Here is a 16,075-nt window from a genome sequence, read left to right as displayed (position 1 = left end):
CGGATCAGTCCCGGTCGAGACGGACGCCGTAAAGCTCCATCCGGTGGTCGACGAGGCGGAAGCCGAGCCGCTCGGCGATTTCGCGCTGAAGGGCCTCAAGCTCGGGATCGACGAATTCGACGACCTTGCCGGTCTCGACATCGATCAGATGATCGTGATGCGCCTCGGGCGATGCTTCATATCGGGCGCGGCCATCGCCGAAATCGTGACGGTCCAGGATGCCCGCCTCCTCGAACAGGCGCACGGTGCGATAGACCGTGGCGATCGAGATGCCCGGATCCACCGCGACCGCGCGTTCATGCAGCTTTTCGACGTCGGGATGGTCGGTGCTTTCGGACAGCACCTTGGCAATGACGCGCCGCTGTTCGGTAATGCGCAGTCCGCGTTCGGCGCAGACGGCTTCGATGTCGATGGGGTTGGGCACTATGGAACCTGCATAAAGAGAAAGGGGCGGTTGCCGCCGAGTTGGCCGCGATCATAAACCGCGTGCACACAAGCGCAACCGCCCCTGTCCTTTGGTCGGCATGAAATGGGGGAATGCCGACCCGGGGTTGAAAGGCTGAGCGGGGTCAGCCCTTCTTCTTGCGGGCGCCGGGCTTGCGGCCCAGGCCGATCTTCTTGGCCAGCTCGCGACGCTTTTCCGCATAGTTGGGGGCAACCATCGGATAGTCGGCGGGCAGGTTCCAACGCTGGCGATATTCTTCCGGCGTCATGTTGTAATGCGTCATCAGGTGACGCTTGAGCATCTTCAGCTTCTTGCCGTCTTCAAGGCAGACGATGTAGTCCGGCTTGACCGACGAGCGGATCGAAACTGCAGGCTCAGGCGGCGTTTCTTCTTCGACCGCAGTCTCGCCCAGGCCCGAAAGCGCGGAATAGACATTGGTGATGAGCGTGGGGACGTCGGCGACGTCCACGCTGTTGTTGCTGACATGTGCAGCGACGATATCTGACGTGAGCGTGATGAGGGTCTCGCTCATGTCAATGGCGGGATTATCCATGACATTTCCTTTCGGTCCGTGACGCATCGCCGCCCGGCCACCCCGAAAAAGCGGACTGCGATACACGGCCCTTTGTAAGCAACATCTATTAATTTACAACTATACCAACGGCTCTAATCCGTTTATTTCTTGATTGTTCAAATTTGTAATTTTTGAAATTCCGCATATTCACCGCAGATCGTTAAACCCCGGTTTGTACGTGGAATTTGTCAGCTTGCGGTGATTAGGCGAGTATTTGCATGAAAGTAATGGCGTTGCGCCTTTGCCCATCAGCGCCCGTATAATAATCGCGCCTCAGCCCAATCGGTTTGAAACCGTGCCCCAGATAAAGCCATCTCGCCGGATTATCGTCGCGCATTTCCAGAAATATTCTGGCGCAACCTGCTGCTCGCGAACTTGCGACGCAGTGATCGATCAGTTTTCCGCCTAGCCCCTTGCCCCGCGCTTCGGGCGAGACGGCGAAGAGGAGTAGTTCCTCTTCGTCGATTATCCGGCGTAGCAGGGCAAATCCCTGAACCTGGGACAGATCTTCGGGATCGATGGCTCCGTCCTCGCCGATCAGCACGGCGCGCGTTTCGGGAAGGACGAGGGCCGCCACGACCTGCGGCTGGTTCCATGCTTCGCCATAGGCAGGGTCGAAGGCGGTGTTCATGATCCGCATGATCGCCTCGACGACAGCGCGCTGCGGCATCAGGCGCCTCTCTTCTGGCCGGGGAGCGCGGCATCGGGCTTGCGGCCATAGGCGGGATGCGGGTCCGCGATCAGCTCTTGCGCGGGCAGCAGGGAGAAAGCGCGCGCGTCGGGCCATGCCGGAACCGCCTCGCCAAAGCCGCGCCTTTCGACCAGCGACTCGGCCTGACTGCCGGTCACCGCGTGGGTGGCCAATGCGGCAATCGCGTCGCCCGGCGGCAGCGATCGCGCGGGAAGCACGCATTGCCCATCGGCAGCATAGGAAGCGACGAACCATTCGCCATGGCCCGCATTATTGGCAACGCCCAGCGGCACCGCGCCCAGCTCATCGCGGATCTGCGCCGCGATCAGCGCAAGGGTGGGAAAGCCAAGCAGATCCGCATTCCACGCCAGCGCCAGCGCCTTGGCTGCGGCCAGCCCGACGCGGATGCCGGTAAAGCTGCCGGGCCCGATCGACACCGCGATCCGGTCGGCGCGGCCACCATCGGGCAATTCGCCGATCATCGGCACCAGCCGCTCGGCATGGCCGCGGCCCAGCCTTTCGCAATATCCGCCAAGCAGGCGCAGCGACATGCCGTCACCCTCAAACAGGGCGGCGGAACAATTCTCGGTCGCGCATTCGATGGCCAGAGTGCGCATCACTCTCCCGACATCCTTCTACCGGCCCCGAAGCAAGGCCGTCAGACCTTTTGTCAGGCCGCGCGCACCTCTGTCACTTCCGGGACGTAATGTTTCAACAGTCCTTCGATGCCCTGCTTCAACGTCGCTGTCGAGGAGGGACAGCCCGCACAGGCGCCCTGCATTTGCAGATAGACCACGCCCTCGGAAAAGCCGCGATAGACGATATCGCCGCCATCGCCCGCAACGGCCGGGCGTACGCGCGTTTCGATCAGTTCGCAGATCTGGGCGATGACGTCGGCGTCCTCCTCGCGGTCCTCGACGACTGCATCAGCCTCTGCCGGGACCGCGATGCCATCGGCGCCGCCGCCCATGAACAGCGGGGCTTCGGACACGAAATGGTCGAGCAGGATCGCCACGACCTGCGGCTTCAGCGCGGCCCAGTCGGTCCCTTGCGCCGCCGTGACCGACACGAAATCGCTGCCGAAGAACACGCCGGTGACATCGCCCATGGAAAACAGGGCGGATGCAAGCGGCGATGCTTCCGCGCTTTCGGGATCGGGAAAATCGCGCGTGCCGCTGGGCATGACCTGCCGGCCGGGCAGGAATTTCAGCGTGGCGGGATTGGGCGTTGTCTGGGTCTCGATGAACATGACTGCCATGTATAGCACGCCTCGCTGCTTTCAAGCGGCTATTATTGCGGGGCTTGAAAGCCTGTCTTTCATCACGCGCCGCGCCATTAATCCGGCCATTCACTGGCGCTTCATCGCCCCCATACCTATAAAGCCGGGTATGAAATTCGCATCACGCCACGCGGCGCTTGCCGCGCTGTCCGCAGCCCTCCTGTCCTCGGTTGGCTTCTCGATCACTCCCGCTGCTGCCCAGCCTGCCCCATCGGCAGAGGCAAAGCGGGACTGGCCGCAGGTCGAACCGGACCGGCCATGGCTCTATCGCGGCAGCGACATTCCGCCCGATCCGGCATGGGTGTTCGGTGAGCTTCCCAATGGCCTGCGCTATGCGGTGCGGCACAATGACGTGCCATCGGGTCAGGTTTCGATCCGCGTCGCGGTCGATGCGGGGTCGATCAACGAAAGCGATTCCGAGCGGGGCTATGCGCATCTTCTCGAACATCTCGTGTTTCGCGAATCCAAATATCTCGGCAATGGCGAGGCGATCGCCAAATGGCGCGAATTGGGCACGACCATCGGCGCGGATACGGGCGCGTTCACCTCGCCCACCCAGACCGTTTTCAATATCGATCTCCCCAATGTCGGGCCTGACAAGCTGAGCGAGGCGATGAAGCTCTTGTCGGGCATGGTAACCGCACCGGTGCTGACCGACGGCAATGTAAAGACCGAACGCCCCATCGTGCTCGCCGAAAGGCGTGAGCGCGGGGCCGCTGGGCGCCGCGTTTCCGAGGCGACGCAGCAGACCTATTTCGCGGGCCAGCGCCTTGCGACGCGCCTGCCCATCGGCACCGTGAAAACGCTTGAGGCGGCCAATGCGAAAAAGGTGCAGGCGTTTTATGACCGCTGGTACCGCCCCGACAACACGATCATCGTGCTGGCCGGTGATTTCGACACCGCCACGCTGGAACAGGCGGTAAAGACCGCGTTCGGCGGCTGGACCGCAAAGGGCGAGGCGACCCCCTCGCCCGCTTTCGGCGATCCCGTGCCCGGCCCCGATGCGAAAAGTGCAGCCGACGCGCTCGCCCCGGTCGGAAATGTCGACGTGCTGGTCGAACCCGATTTGCCGCGCAACATCGGCTATGCCGTGATGCGCCCGTGGCGCAAGGTCGTCGACACCATCGAATATAACGAAGGGCTGCTGACCGATCAGCTCTCGCTTGCCATCATCAATCGCCGGCTTGAAACCCGCGCGCGCCGCGGCGGCAGCTTTCTTGCAGCGCAAGTCGGGCAGGAAGATCTCAACCGCTCCACCGACGCGACCTTCGTGTCGATCACTCCGCTGGGCGCGGACTGGAAAGCGGCGCTGGCCGATACCCGCAGCGTCATCGCCGATGCACTTGCCAACCCGCCCACGCAGGCAGAGATCGACCGCGAGGCTGCCGAGTTCGAAAACGCCTTCCGCGTCGGCGTCGAAACCGCCAGCGTGCAGCAGGGCAGCGACCTTGCCGAGAACATGGTGGAAGCGATCAATATCCGCGAAACCGTGGCCTCGCCCGAAGTCGTCATGAAGGTGTTCGACGGCATCAAGAACGAGCTGACGCCTGAACTCATCCTCGATCACACGAAAAAGCTGTTCAGCGGCGATGTGGTTCGCGGCCTGATGGTCGTGCCCGATGCCAGCGAGGCGAGCGACGAGGCGTTCAGGAACGCGCTGCTCGCCCCGGTGGAGGCCGACGACAGCGCCCGCAGCACGGGCGAGGTGATATCATTTGCCGATCTGCCTTCGCTGGGCACGCCGGGCACGGTGACCGCGACTGCGCCCACCGGCCTGTTCGATATCGAACTGCTGCGCCTGTCAAATGGTGTCACCGCGATGATCTGGCCATCGACTGCAGAACCGGGCCGCGTGAGCGTGCGCGTGCGGTTCGGCGCGGGATATGGCGCGTTCGGCAAGGATGACGCCGCCGAAATCGCGCTGGGCGAAGCCGCGCTGATGGGCACCGGCATGGGCGACCTCGACCAGGACAAGCTCGACCGCATTTCCACCGGGCGCAAGATGGGCCTCGGTTTCAATATCGACGATGCCGATTTCATCTTCTCGGCAGAAACGCGCGCCGCCGATCTCGAAGATCAGCTCTATCTGTTCGCCTCGAAGCTCTCGATGCCGCGCTGGGATGCCGCGCCGCTGGAGCGGGCCAAGGCCGGACTGTCGCTGGGTTACGATTCATACGCGGCCAGCCCGTCCGGTATCGTGCAGCGCGACCTTGAATATCTGCTGCGCGGAGAGGATCCGCGTTTCAAGACGCCGACGCCTGCCGAACTGGACGCGGTCTCCATGGCCGATTTCAAGAGCGTTTGGGCCCCGGTCCTGGCGAGCGGCCCGATCCAGGTGGAAATCTTTGGCGATTTCGACCGGGCTAAGGCGATTGCCGCGATGGAAAAGACATTCGGCGCACTGGCCCCGCGTGATCCTGCCGCGGCAAAGCCCGATCTGGAAGGCCCGCTGGTCGAAGGCGCTGAACCCGTCGTCATTCGCCATCGCGGCGACGCGGACGAGGCGGCTGCCATGATCGCATGGGAAACCGGCGGCGGGCGCGATGCCATCACCGAATCCCGGCAGGCCGAGATCCTGACCCAGATCTTCTCCAACCGCCTGTTCGACGCCATGCGTGAACAGCTGGGTGCAAGCTATTCGCCCAATGTCGCCTCGCGCTGGCCGCTGGACCGGGCCGATGGCGGCACGATCGTCGCGATGGCGCAGATCGAGCCCGATGAGATGGGCGAGTTCTTTAACGTGGCGCAATCCATCGCCACCGATCTTGCCACCAATCCGCCCAGCGCGGATGAGATCCAGCGCGTGACCGAGCCGCTGAAGCAGTATCTGGAACGCGTATCCAGCGGCAATGGCTTCTGGCTTGGCGAGTTGGGCGGCGCATCGCGCGATCCGCGCAGGATCGACCAGATCCGTTCGATCCTGCGCGATTACTCGCAGACCACGCCCGAAAAGATGCAGGCGCTGGCGCAGAAATACCTGACCGGCGAGGCGTTGAAGGTGGAAATCCTGCCCGAGGGTGCGCCGGTCGACTGACGATACTTGCATGCCCTGCTTCGCAGGCGCACGGTGGTATCAAGTGAAACCTTTGCAATGCCCCACCCGTCGCTTTAAGGGCTGCGATCCTTCCGAAATCGAAGGATTTGACCGCTCGCGACGGGCGCGGCGGACGTTGGAGTAGTGACAGTGGGTAAGCAGGCGACGGGCTGGAGCCCGGATAGCTGGAAGAATTTCGAGGCAAAGCATCTGCCAAGCTATGCCGATGCGGCATCGCTGGCGGACGTGGAAAAGCGCCTTGGGAACTTTCCCCCGCTGGTCTTTGCGGGCGAGGCGCGCGCGCTCAAGAAAGAGCTGGGTGAAGTGGCCGAGGGCCGCGGCTTCCTGCTGCAGGGCGGTGACTGCGCCGAAAGCTTTGCCGAATTCCACCCCGACAATATCCGCGACACTTTCCGCGTGATCCTGCAGATGGCGGTCGTCATGACCTTTGCCAGCAAGCAGAAGGTCGTGAAGGTGGGCCGCATGGCCGGCCAGTTCGCCAAGCCGCGGTCGAGCAATTTTGAAACGCAGGACGGTGTCGAATTGCCGAGCTATTTCGGCGACAACATCAATGACATCGCCTTTGACGCCACCGGTCGCCAGCCCAATGCCGAACGCATGGTGCAAGCCTATAGCCAGGCGGCGGCGACGCTCAATCTGCTGCGCGCTTTCGCGGGCGGCGGCTATGCCAATCTGCGTCAGGTCCACCAGTGGACGCTGGATTTCATGGACCGGTCCCCGTGGGGCACGCGCTTTGCCGAAATGGCGGACCGCATCAGCGAGGCGCTGGACTTCATGCAGGCATGCGGCGTCGATCCCGCGACCGTGCCGCAGCTGAAGGGCACCAATTTCTACACCAGCCACGAAGCGCTGCTGCTTCCCTATGAGCAGGCGCTGACCCGGCAGGATTCGCTTTCGGGCGACTGGTTCGACACCTCGGCCCACATGCTGTGGATCGGCGACCGCACCCGTTTCGAAGGTTCGGCGCATGTCGAATATCTCCGCGGTGTCGGCAATCCGATCGGCATGAAGTGCGGCCCCTCGCTGGAGCCGGATGCGCTCCTGAAGATGCTCGACACGCTGAACCCCGAACGGGAAGCGGGCAGGATCACGCTGATCAGCCGCTTCGGTCATGAGAAGGTGGAAGCGGGCCTTGCCCCGCTGGTGCGCGCAGTGAAGGCCGAGGGGCATCCCGTCGTCTGGTCGTGCGACCCGATGCACGGCAATGTCATCAAGGCGGCAAGCGGTCTCAAGACCCGCCCGTTCAACCGCATCCTGGCCGAGGTGAAGGGCTTCTTCGCCGTCCACCGCGCCGAGGGCACCCATGCAGGCGGCATCCATATCGAGATGACCGGACAGGACGTGACCGAATGCACCGGCGGCGCGGTCGCGATCACCGACGAAACACTGTCGGACCGCTATCGCACTCATTGCGATCCGCGCCTCAATGCAGCGCAGTCGATCGAACTGGCATTCCTGCTGGCCGAAGAGCTGAACAGCGAACTGCAAGGCCGGCGCGACGCTGCCTGAAATTTGGGGCCTGAAATTTGGGGCCTGAAATTTGGGGCCTGAAACTTCGGGCTTGAGATTCGGGGCCTGAAACGGCGCCGACCCGAGCCATGTAACGGTTAATTTGCGCGAGGTGGGCACAAGCGCCCGCCTCGCGCATTTCATTTGCATGGAGATCGCAGAAAGCCGCGCAAGGCCTGCGCCCGTGAGGCAGGGGCAACGCGACACCGGGTCGCTGGCGGAGCGATTCCGCAAGACCCGCGCGCTGAGCCTGGCGCTTGCGCAGCCGCTGTCGGATGCCGACGCAACCATCCAGTCGATGGAGGATGCAAGCCCTGCCAAATGGCATCTGGCCCACACCAGCTGGTTTTTCGAAACATTCCTGCTGCGCGATCGGCTTTCCGGCTATCGCCTGCATGACAAGCGTTTCCCCTTTCTCTTCAATTCCTATTACGAAGCCGAGGGGCAGCGCATCGCGCGCTTTTCGCGCGGCCTGCTGTCGCGCCCGACGCTTGAGGAAGTGATCGCATTCCGCCACGCCGTGGACGAGGCGATGGAAGCCCTGTTGGGCCGCGAGGACTGTGCCGAACTGATCGCGCTGGGCATCGCGCACGAACAGCAGCACCAGGAGCTGCTGCTGACCGACATCAAGCACGCATTGTTCCAGAACCCGCTCGGCCCCGCCATGTTCGCATCGCTGCCTGCCACCGCGCACAAGCCGGGCGAGGGGTGGAGCGAGCATGAGGGCGGCATCTGCCGCATCGGCACCGATTTTGACGACCCCGGTTTCAGCTTCGATTGCGAAGGGCCCCGCCACAAGGTGCTGGTTGAACCTTTCCGCATTGCCAATGCCCTTGTCACCAATGGCGAATGGGACGCGTTTATCGCCGATGGCGGTTATGAAACGCCCTCGCTCTGGCTGTCCGACGGATGGGCATGGGTGCAGCGTGAGGGCATCCGCGCGCCGCTCTATTGGAACGAGGACGAGCATTTTACTCTGGCCGGATGGCAGGGCCGCGATCCGGACGCACCCGTCACCCATATCTCCTGCTATGAGGCCGATGCCTATGCCGCATGGGCGGGCCAGCGACTGCCGACCGAAGCGGAATGGGAAGTCTCCGCCCGCAGCCACGATCCCGCTGGCGGCCAGCAGCTCGACCGTGCCGAGGCCGTGCAGCCCGCCGCGACCGACGCGATGTTCGGCAGCGGCTGGCAATGGACCGGATCGGCCTATCTCCCTTATCCCGGCTTCAAGGCGCCCGAAGGCGCAGTCGGCGAATATAACGGCAAGTTCATGAGCGGGCAGCGCGTGCTAAAAGGCGCGAGCTGCGCCACGGTGCGCGCCCATTCGCGCGCGAGTTACCGGAATTTCTTCTACCCCCACCAACGCTGGCAATTCACCGGGCTGCGGCTTGCCGCCGACGCCTGAGACCATAAGAAGGAGAGGCCGCATGGCGGTGACCGAAGCTTTGCGCATCGTCGACGAGGACGAAACCGGCATCAACAATGCCTTCCGCGACGATGTGCTGCGCGGCCTGTCCGAAGCGCAAAAGGCTGTACCGGCGCGATGGTTCTATGACGAGCGCGGCAGCGAGCTTTTCGAACAGATCACGCAGGTTGAGGAGTACTATCCCACCCGCGCCGAGACCGAGATCCTGAAAAAGCGCGGCGAGGAATTCCGCACCGCCATCGGCAAGGGCCGCGCGGTGGTGGAATTCGGGTCGGGCAGCTCGGTGAAAACGCCGCTGCTGCTCTCGGCCATCGATCCGGCCGCCTATGTGCCGATCGATATTTCGGGCGATTTCCTGTGCGCGGCGGCCGACCAGCTATCGGCCAAATTCCCGCATCTTCCGGTCCACCCGGTGGAGGCGGATTTCACCCGGCCCGTCACCATGCCGACTGCGATCGCCTCCATGGCGCGGCTGGGGTTTTTCCCCGGCTCCACCATCGGCAATATGGTCCCGCGCACGGCAGTCGACATGCTGCGCGACATGCGCGCCACGCTGGAAGATGGCAGCCCGGAGGATACGCCCCCCATGCTGCTGATCGGCATGGACCGGATCAAGGATGCCGCCATTCTTGAGGCCGCCTATGACGATGCGGCAGGCGTGACGGCGGCGTTCAATCTGAACCTTGTCACCCGCATCAATCGTGAGCTGGATGGCACCATCCCCGAAAATGCGCTGAAGCACCGCGCGATCTGGAACGATGAGGTCGCCCGTGTCGAGATGCATCTGGAAGCCACGCGCGACATCGCCTTCACCGTGTGCGAGCGCCGCTTCACCATGGCCAAGGGCGAGACCATCCATACCGAGAACAGCCACAAATACTCCCGCCGCTCCGCCACCGCGCTGCTGCTGGCCAGCGGCTGGTCGCCGATCACCTGCTGGACCGACAGCGACAAGCGTTTCATGGTGATGCTGGCAGAGGCGAGCGCACTCAGGTCAGCGCCTTGATGGCGGATGCGAGAGCGGTCGCTTATCAGCTGAGCGGAGGAATAAGCGAATGTGGGGATGGTAGAACTTGTTCACCTATTCTGTGCGCTTTTGAGCTCTTAAAAGTGAGATACCAATTGCGACGCACAAAACTGGAAATATTAGAAAAACAAAAAGCCCAAGAGCATTTCCTAATGTGACACTCGTGATATCGGCAGGATACAGGATTAGCCGATTAAGGTAATTTGGAATTAACGACACAGAAAATATTATAAGTGAAAAAATCTTTCTAATCTTTGAATCAAAAATGCTTGCCATCAATATCAGGCTTGCCAACCCACCCGGCAAGACTATCCAAAGGTTATAGATATCGAAGTTTCCGCTTAGATACGTTCCAAACATCTGTAATAATAAAGATATCGCCAGCAAGACGCAGAGTACGTAACAAGTGTAGAACATCCTGATCATCGCAACATTTAAGCGAAGTTAGGCGATACCCGCAATAGATGGTCCGGCAACAGTTCGCTCCCATCCCCAGGGCCGCAAAAGCCGCCGCCGCTAAAACCTCCGCTCTCACCCCCAAAACCCGCATTTGCTTGCGGAATTGCCGCATAGCCTCTACCGGGCGCACACCGTTGGTAGACCCAACGGATATTCGCGCAATTATCTATCATAGCCAAGAAAGCAAGTATCATGGGTTATCGGGTGGCAGTCGTTGGAGCCACGGGCAATGTCGGACGCGAGATGCTGGCCATTCTCGCCGAGCGTGCCTTTCCTTATGACGAGATCGCAGCAGTCGCTTCGCCGCGCTCGACCGGGACCGAGATCGAGATTGGCGACACCGGCCAGATGATTAAATGCAAGAATATCGAGCACTTCGATTTTGCAGCCTACGATATCGCGCTGTTCGCGGCAGGCTCCGGCCCTACGGCCGAATACGCGCCCAAGGCTGCCGCCGCGGGCTGCGTGGTGATCGACAATTCGTCGCTCTATCGCATGGACCCGGACGTGCCGCTGATCGTGCCCGAGGTGAATCCCGAAGCCATCGACGGCTATACCAAGAAGAACATCATCGCGAATCCCAACTGCTCGACCGCGCAGATGGTCGTCGCGCTGAAGCCGCTGCACGATGCGGCGAAGATCAAGCGCGTCGTCGTCGCCACCTATCAGTCGGTTTCCGGCGCGGGCAAGCAGGGCATGGACGAGCTGTTTGAACAGAGCCGCGCGATCTTCGTGGGCGATCAGGCCGAGCCGACCAAGTTCACCAAGCAGATCGCCTTCAACGTCATTCCCCACATCGACGTCTTCATGGATGACGGCTCGACCAAGGAAGAGTGGAAGATGGTGGTCGAGACCAAGAAGATCCTCGACCCCAAGATCAAGGTGCAGGCGACCTGCGTGCGCGTGCCGGTCTTTGTCGGCCATTCGGAATCGCTCAACATCGAGTTCGAGAACGAGCTGTCGGCGGAAGCCGCGCAGGACATCCTGCGCGAGGCCCCGGGCATCATGCTCGTCGATAAGCGCGAGGACGGCGGCTATGTCACGCCGGTCGAATGCGTGGGCGATTACGCCACCTATGTCAGCCGCGTGCGCGACGACAGCACGGTCGACAATGGCCTTGCGCTGTGGTGCGTTTCTGACAACCTGCGCAAGGGCGCGGCGCTTAACGCGGTGCAGATCGCCGAACTGCTGGGCCGCCGTCACCTGAAAAAGGGCTGACGCGCTAAAAAGCTTGTAATTACAGGCGCGCATGGGATGCTTGCCCCGATGGCTAGTTGGCCAGAGGGGGAAGTCATTTCATGCGCGTCTTTCGTTTTCTGCGGCGGTTCAACACGGTTGCCGCTGCGATCTTGCTCGTCATCGGGATCATCGCGGCGCTGCTGGTGATGGGCTTGGCTGGCGGCGCAATGGCCGGGACCGGGCTCGGCGCGGTCGGGTCGGGCAGTTATAGCGCTTCGGGCGAGAGCGAAGGTGACGATGTCGTCGCCGCTGAACTGGTAAATGTGGACGGCAAGGCGGGGCCGTTTCTGCTCTACCACCGGGGGTCGGCCTATTCAGAGAGATTGCGCGATCTCATGCTTCTCGACGCGGCAACCGGTCGGCATCGCCGGCTGTTCGATGACCCTGAAACAACGGTCGCCCGATTTGAAAACATTCGCGACACGGGTCTGATCCTCTACGTTCGGGCCGAAGAAACCGACGCCGACCCGCTGCTCGACGGAGTATTCGTGCGCTTTTCCGATTTTCGCAGTTTCACCATTGCAAAGCGTATCCGCACGCTGGATGTTGGTCGCGTGCTCGATGATGGCCGCGTTTCATTCATTATCAGCGATGCCGCAGGTGATACGAAATTCGAGATCTTCGATGTGCAAAAGGGCGAGGCGATCTCCAGCAAGCCCATCGATTATCATATCGCATCGGATGCGGATGGGCGCAGCAAGGCACCAGCCAATCAGTTCTACATAACGGAATGACGGCACGACATGACCAAGCACATGACAGGGGGCTGCCAATGCGGCGCGGTGCGCTACAGCGTAGATGTCGCCGATAACGAGGCCTATCTGTGCCACTGCCGCATGTGTCAGCGCGCAACCGGCGGCGTCTCCATCGCGTTCAAGAATGTCGATACGGCAGGGCTCGAATGGCAGGGCGAGCCGCAGTGGTACGATTCCAGCCCCATCGCCCATCGCCCGTTCTGCGCGAAATGCGGCACGCCTTTGGGCTTTGGCTTCAACGACAGCAAATATCTCGATCTCACCATCGGCAGTTTTGACGATCCGGGCTATTTCATCCCCACCTCGAACTGCGGGATCGAAAGCAAGCATGCCGCATGGGAAGACACCAGCCATCTGCCCGGTGTTAAGGTCACCGAACTGGACAGCGCGATCGGGGCATGGGCAAAGGCGGGGCTGAAAGTCCCCGAGTAATCCGGGATCAGTGCCCCATATCGGCAGGTGCCGCATCGCCGCCTTGCTTGGGCGGCTTTAAAAGAAGCACCAGCGGCAGCGTCGCGAAACAGGCCACGCCCATCAGCCAGAAATCATTGATATAGGCGATCATGGCCGCCTGCCGGTTCACTTCGGCATCGGCGATCTGCATGGCGGCCGAGCCTAGGGGCTTCATCTGCGCCAGCTTGTTGAGGTCGAACGCGCCGAGGGACTGCGAAGTGAGGTTCGCGCCCAGTTCGACATGGTTGATCTGGATATTGCGCGCCAGGAGCGTCACCACGATCGAGATGCCGATCGACGATCCGATGGAGCGCGACAGGTTGAGCATGGAGGAGGCCGTCGCGCGGGCCTTGGCCGGCAGGGTGGCAAAGGCGACCGTGTTCAATGGCAGGAAGCACATGCCGATCCCCACGCCCTGAAGCAGGCCGGTCCACACGATATGGCTTGTATCCACCGCCAGCGACCAGCGCGACATTTCGAACATGGAGAGGCCCACGATCGCAAACCCGCCCCCGACGACCCAGCGCGTATCCAGCCCCTTTTTGATGAGCGCAGTCGATATCGGCATGCACAGCAGCACGCCAATGCCGCGCGGCGAAAGGGCAAAGCCGGTGTCGATCACCGAATAGCCGAGCAGGCCCTGCAGCATCGGCGGCAGCAGGGCGAGCGTGGCGAAAAGGCAAAGTCCGACCATCAGGATGATGATCAGAGCGATGGAGAAATTGCGGTCGAGGAAGAGATCGCGGTCGAACAGCGGATTCTTGGCAAAGACCATGTGCGCCACCGCCGCCCAGCTGCAGGACAGGAGAAGGGCGAGATAGATCCATGTCTCTACCGAATCGAACCATTCCACCTGTTCGCCGCGGTCGAGAAGCATCTGCAGCGAGGCGATCGCGATGGCGACAAGCGCAAAGCCGACACGGTCGAACTTGACGCTGATCTTTTCCCATTCGGGCAGGTTCACGACCAAAAGGAATAGCGAAAGCAGCCCGATCGGCACATTGACGAAGAACACCCATCGCCAGTCGAAATTCTCGGTCAGATAGCCGCCCAGGATCGGGCCGGCGATGGGCCCGGCCATGATCCCCATGGCCCAGATCATCAGCGCCGCACTGTGCTTTGACGGTTTCGTGGTGTCGAGCATGACCGTCTGGCTGAGCGGCATGATATAAGCGCCGGCAAGACCCTGACCGATCCGGAAGAGCACGATTTCGGTCAGGCTTGTGGCAAGTCCGCACAGCGCGGAAAAGGTGATGAAGCCCGTCACCGCGATCAGCAGCAGCTTACGCGTGCCGATGCGGCCCGACAGCCAGCCGGTGGTGGGAAGTGCGATGGCCGATGCGACGATATAGCTCGTCAGCACCCATGTGATCGTGTCGGATGTCGCGCCAAGGCTGCTTTGCATATGGGGCAGCGCGACATTGGCGATGGTAGTGTCGAGCACTTGCAACAGCGCCGCGGCCATGATCGCGAAAAACAGGACCGGGCGGTTCTTCGCCTCGATATGCGGGACATCGGCAGACGCGGCGGCAGGGCGCGCCGCCGCGTTCTTCCGTCCGGCCTTGGCGCCGGGGCCGTCTGCTGCCGCACTCGCCATCGGATCAGTCCTCGGTGTTCACCGTGACCGATGCCGAGAGGCCGGAGATCAGCTTGCGCTGGCTGTTATCGTCCACCGCAATGCGTACGGGAACGCGCTGCGTCACCTTGACCCAGTTGCCCGTGGCGTTCTGCGCGGGGAGAACGGAAAACTCGCTACCGGTTCCCGCGCCAATGCTTTCGACATGGCCTTTGAGCGCAACGCCCGGATAAGCGTCTATCTCGACCTCCACGGGCTGGCCGGGCTGCATCGTATCAAGGTCGGTTTCCTTGAAATTGGCTTCGACATAGGTGCTGTCGAGCGCGACGATATCGAGCATCGGCACGGCGGCCACGACCTGCGCGCCCAGTTGCAGCCTGTCGGTCTGCGAGACCTGGCCGTTCATCGGCGCGCGCACCGTGGTGCGGCGAAGGTTCAGCTCCGCCTGTGCCAGCTGTGCCTTCGCCGCGGCGACGCCGGGGTTCTCGCCCGGAACGGCGGAACCCTGCGCCAGCTGGGCCTGTGCCGCGGTCTGGCGGGCCTGCGCCGCGCGCAATTCCTCGCGCGCCTGCTGCACGGCATGCTGGGCCGCGTCGTAATCGGCCCGGGTGGTAAAGCCCTTGTCCATCAGCGCCTGCTGACGATTAAAGCGCGACTGGGCAAAGGCGATGTCTTCACGCGCTGCGGCAATATCGGCGCCCGAAAGATCGGCCGAGTTCGAGAGGGTGGAGACATTGGCCTGCGCCCGCGCCAGCGCCGCCCTGGCATCGGCAATGGCGAGTTCGTAGGGCTCCTTGTCGATCTGGAACAGCGGATCGCCTGCCTTCACCTGCTGGCCGTCCTTGGCATAGATCTCGGTCACGCGGCCGCCGACTTCGGCGCTTACGCTCACCATGTCCTGCTTGATAAAGGCGTTATCCGTGCTGATGGTGCCCTGGCCCATGAACCACCACGCGCCGATCCCGGCGGCAATCAGCACGGGGATGACGATGGTCAGCACACGGCGCAGTATCTTGCGGCGCGGCGCTTCGGCCTGGGCTTCGTTCTCGCTCATGGTGCTGTTCTCGGCGGGGAACTGGGGGTCGGCTTCAGCCATGGGCGGCCTCCCGTTCCTCTGTCATCGTGTTGATCCTGTCGCTCATCAGCTTCAGCCCACGCTCGATCGTGTCGCGCTCTTCAGGGGTGAATGCGCTCATCATCTCGATGTTGAACTGGTCGACGATGGATCTCATCTCGTTCACCTTCTTCTGCCCTTGCGGCGAACAGCCGACGAGGCGGGCGCGGCGATCTGCCGGATCGGCGTGGCGTTCCAGCAAGCCGCCATCCTCCATCCTGTCCACCATGCGGCACAGCGTGATCGGTTCGACCTCCAGCTCTGCGGCATAGAAGCTCTGCGTCTGTTCGGGTTCGCGCGCGACAAGCATCAGCAGGCGGGCCTGGGGGGCGGTCATGCCGACTTCGCGCACGTGGCGGTCGAAGAGCTTGCGCAGCCGCTTGGCCGCATCGACGATTCTGTAGGTCGTGGTTTCCATTTCGAGCGTCGATATAATAAGCATGCTTATTATGGCAAGGCTTTGTATGCTG

15 protein-coding genes are annotated in these 16,075 nt (G+C 62.2%); 7 read left to right on the top strand and 8 right to left on the bottom strand.

The window, feature by feature from the left end; translation table 11 throughout:
* Positions 1–4: 4 nt before the first annotated feature.
* The 5 genes from A9D13_RS08005 to A9D13_RS07985 form a co-directional block, all read right to left on the bottom strand.
* On the bottom strand, positions 5–424 hold the full coding sequence (locus tag A9D13_RS08005; RefSeq protein ID WP_066772317.1) for a Fur family transcriptional regulator: 420 nt from the start codon (positions 422–424) through the stop codon (positions 5–7).
* Positions 425–569: 145 nt separating this feature from the next.
* Complete coding sequence (locus tag A9D13_RS08000) at positions 570–998, bottom strand: Ros/MucR family transcriptional regulator (RefSeq protein ID WP_066772310.1); 429 nt, start codon at positions 996–998, stop codon at positions 570–572.
* A gap of 223 nt (positions 999–1,221) precedes the next feature.
* Positions 1,222–1,689: a GNAT family N-acetyltransferase gene (locus A9D13_RS07995; protein WP_229665172.1), complete on the bottom strand. Its 468-nt coding sequence runs from the start codon at positions 1,687–1,689 to the stop codon at positions 1,222–1,224.
* Positions 1,689–2,327 carry a tRNA (adenosine(37)-N6)-threonylcarbamoyltransferase complex dimerization subunit type 1 TsaB gene (gene tsaB, locus A9D13_RS07990; RefSeq protein ID WP_066772309.1) on the bottom strand — a complete coding sequence of 213 codons (639 nt, stop codon included), beginning with the start codon at positions 2,325–2,327 and terminating at the stop codon, positions 1,689–1,691. Before tsaB ends, A9D13_RS07995 begins: the two co-directional genes overlap by 1 nt.
* Positions 2,328–2,380: 53 nt before the next feature.
* Entirely contained in the window at positions 2,381–2,959 is a 579-nt protein-coding gene (locus tag A9D13_RS07985; RefSeq protein ID WP_066773830.1) for a NifU family protein, read from the bottom strand.
* A 139-nt stretch (positions 2,960–3,098) separates the two neighbouring features.
* On the opposite strand from A9D13_RS07985, the gene A9D13_RS07980 reads away from it, so the two are divergent.
* The 7 genes from A9D13_RS07980 (at position 3,099) to A9D13_RS07950 (ending at position 12,894) form a co-directional block, all read left to right on the top strand.
* A complete protein-coding gene (locus tag A9D13_RS07980; protein ID WP_066772307.1) occupies positions 3,099–6,023 on the top strand; it encodes a M16 family metallopeptidase in 2,925 nt (974 codons plus the stop codon).
* Positions 6,024–6,173: 150 nt separating this feature from the next.
* Positions 6,174–7,553, top strand: a complete 1,380-nt coding sequence (locus tag A9D13_RS07975; protein WP_066773828.1) for a class II 3-deoxy-7-phosphoheptulonate synthase — start codon at positions 6,174–6,176, stop codon at positions 7,551–7,553.
* A gap of 148 nt (positions 7,554–7,701) precedes the next feature.
* Entirely contained in the window at positions 7,702–8,961 is a 1,260-nt protein-coding gene (gene egtB / locus A9D13_RS07970) for an ergothioneine biosynthesis protein EgtB (protein WP_066772305.1), read from the top strand.
* 22 nt (positions 8,962–8,983) lie between these two features.
* Positions 8,984–9,988, top strand: coding sequence for an L-histidine N(alpha)-methyltransferase (egtD, locus tag A9D13_RS07965; protein ID WP_066772303.1), 1,005 nt, complete (start codon positions 8,984–8,986; stop codon positions 9,986–9,988).
* 672 nt (positions 9,989–10,660) lie between these two features.
* Positions 10,661–11,686 carry an aspartate-semialdehyde dehydrogenase gene (locus A9D13_RS07960; RefSeq protein WP_066772302.1) on the top strand — a complete coding sequence of 342 codons (1,026 nt, stop codon included), beginning with the start codon at positions 10,661–10,663 and terminating at the stop codon, positions 11,684–11,686.
* Positions 11,687–11,766: 80 nt separating this feature from the next.
* Positions 11,767–12,441 (top strand): hypothetical protein, encoded by a 675-nt coding sequence (locus A9D13_RS07955; RefSeq protein WP_066772300.1) that lies wholly within the window; start codon positions 11,767–11,769, stop codon positions 12,439–12,441.
* 9 nt (positions 12,442–12,450) lie between these two features.
* Complete coding sequence (locus A9D13_RS07950) at positions 12,451–12,894, top strand: GFA family protein (protein ID WP_066772298.1); 444 nt, start codon at positions 12,451–12,453, stop codon at positions 12,892–12,894.
* A gap of 7 nt (positions 12,895–12,901) precedes the next feature.
* Here the strand turns inward: A9D13_RS07950 and A9D13_RS07945 are convergent, their stop codons facing one another.
* Genes A9D13_RS07945 through A9D13_RS07935 form a run of 3 tightly spaced genes read right to left on the bottom strand, consistent with a single transcriptional unit; the run spans position 12,902 to position 16,023 of the window.
* Positions 12,902–14,512 carry an MDR family MFS transporter gene (locus A9D13_RS07945; protein WP_066772297.1) on the bottom strand — a complete coding sequence of 537 codons (1,611 nt, stop codon included), beginning with the start codon at positions 14,510–14,512 and terminating at the stop codon, positions 12,902–12,904.
* Positions 14,513–14,516: 4 nt separating this feature from the next.
* Complete coding sequence (locus A9D13_RS07940) at positions 14,517–15,587, bottom strand: HlyD family secretion protein (RefSeq protein WP_066772295.1); 1,071 nt, start codon at positions 15,585–15,587, stop codon at positions 14,517–14,519.
* Entirely contained in the window at positions 15,580–16,023 is a 444-nt protein-coding gene (locus tag A9D13_RS07935) for a MarR family winged helix-turn-helix transcriptional regulator (protein WP_066772293.1), read from the bottom strand. Before A9D13_RS07935 ends, A9D13_RS07940 begins: the two co-directional genes overlap by 8 nt.
* Positions 16,024–16,075 lie beyond the last annotated feature (52 nt).

This window comes from Croceicoccus mobilis (assembly GCF_001661965.1).
Taxonomy (GTDB): domain Bacteria; phylum Pseudomonadota; class Alphaproteobacteria; order Sphingomonadales; family Sphingomonadaceae; genus Croceicoccus; species Croceicoccus mobilis.
This window is presented reverse-complemented; position numbering and strand designations above follow the sequence as displayed.

What these genes read in the sequence shown, in the direction of transcription:
- A9D13_RS08000 (WP_066772310.1), bottom strand. Translation starts at nt 998, where the DNA reads ATGGATAATCCCGCCATTGACATGAGCGAGACCCTCATCACGCTCACG.
- A9D13_RS07995 (WP_229665172.1), bottom strand. Translation starts at nt 1,689, where the DNA reads ATGCCGCAGCGCGCTGTCGTCGAGGCGATCATGCGGATCATGAACACC.
- tsaB (WP_066772309.1), bottom strand. Translation starts at nt 2,327, where the DNA reads ATGCGCACTCTGGCCATCGAATGCGCGACCGAGAATTGTTCCGCCGCC.
- A9D13_RS07985 (WP_066773830.1), bottom strand. Translation starts at nt 2,959, where the DNA reads ATGTTCATCGAGACCCAGACAACGCCCAATCCCGCCACGCTGAAATTC.
- A9D13_RS07980 (WP_066772307.1), top strand. Translation starts at nt 3,099, where the DNA reads ATGAAATTCGCATCACGCCACGCGGCGCTTGCCGCGCTGTCCGCAGCC.
- egtB (WP_066772305.1), top strand. Translation starts at nt 7,702, where the DNA reads ATGGAGATCGCAGAAAGCCGCGCAAGGCCTGCGCCCGTGAGGCAGGGG.
- egtD (WP_066772303.1), top strand. Translation starts at nt 8,984, where the DNA reads ATGGCGGTGACCGAAGCTTTGCGCATCGTCGACGAGGACGAAACCGGC.
- A9D13_RS07960 (WP_066772302.1), top strand. Translation starts at nt 10,661, where the DNA reads ATGGGTTATCGGGTGGCAGTCGTTGGAGCCACGGGCAATGTCGGACGC.
- A9D13_RS07955 (WP_066772300.1), top strand. Translation starts at nt 11,767, where the DNA reads ATGCGCGTCTTTCGTTTTCTGCGGCGGTTCAACACGGTTGCCGCTGCG.
- A9D13_RS07950 (WP_066772298.1), top strand. Translation starts at nt 12,451, where the DNA reads ATGACCAAGCACATGACAGGGGGCTGCCAATGCGGCGCGGTGCGCTAC.
- A9D13_RS07945 (WP_066772297.1), bottom strand. Translation starts at nt 14,512, where the DNA reads ATGGCGAGTGCGGCAGCAGACGGCCCCGGCGCCAAGGCCGGACGGAAG.
- A9D13_RS07940 (WP_066772295.1), bottom strand. Translation starts at nt 15,587, where the DNA reads ATGGCTGAAGCCGACCCCCAGTTCCCCGCCGAGAACAGCACCATGAGC.
- A9D13_RS07935 (WP_066772293.1), bottom strand. Translation starts at nt 16,023, where the DNA reads ATGGAAACCACGACCTACAGAATCGTCGATGCGGCCAAGCGGCTGCGC.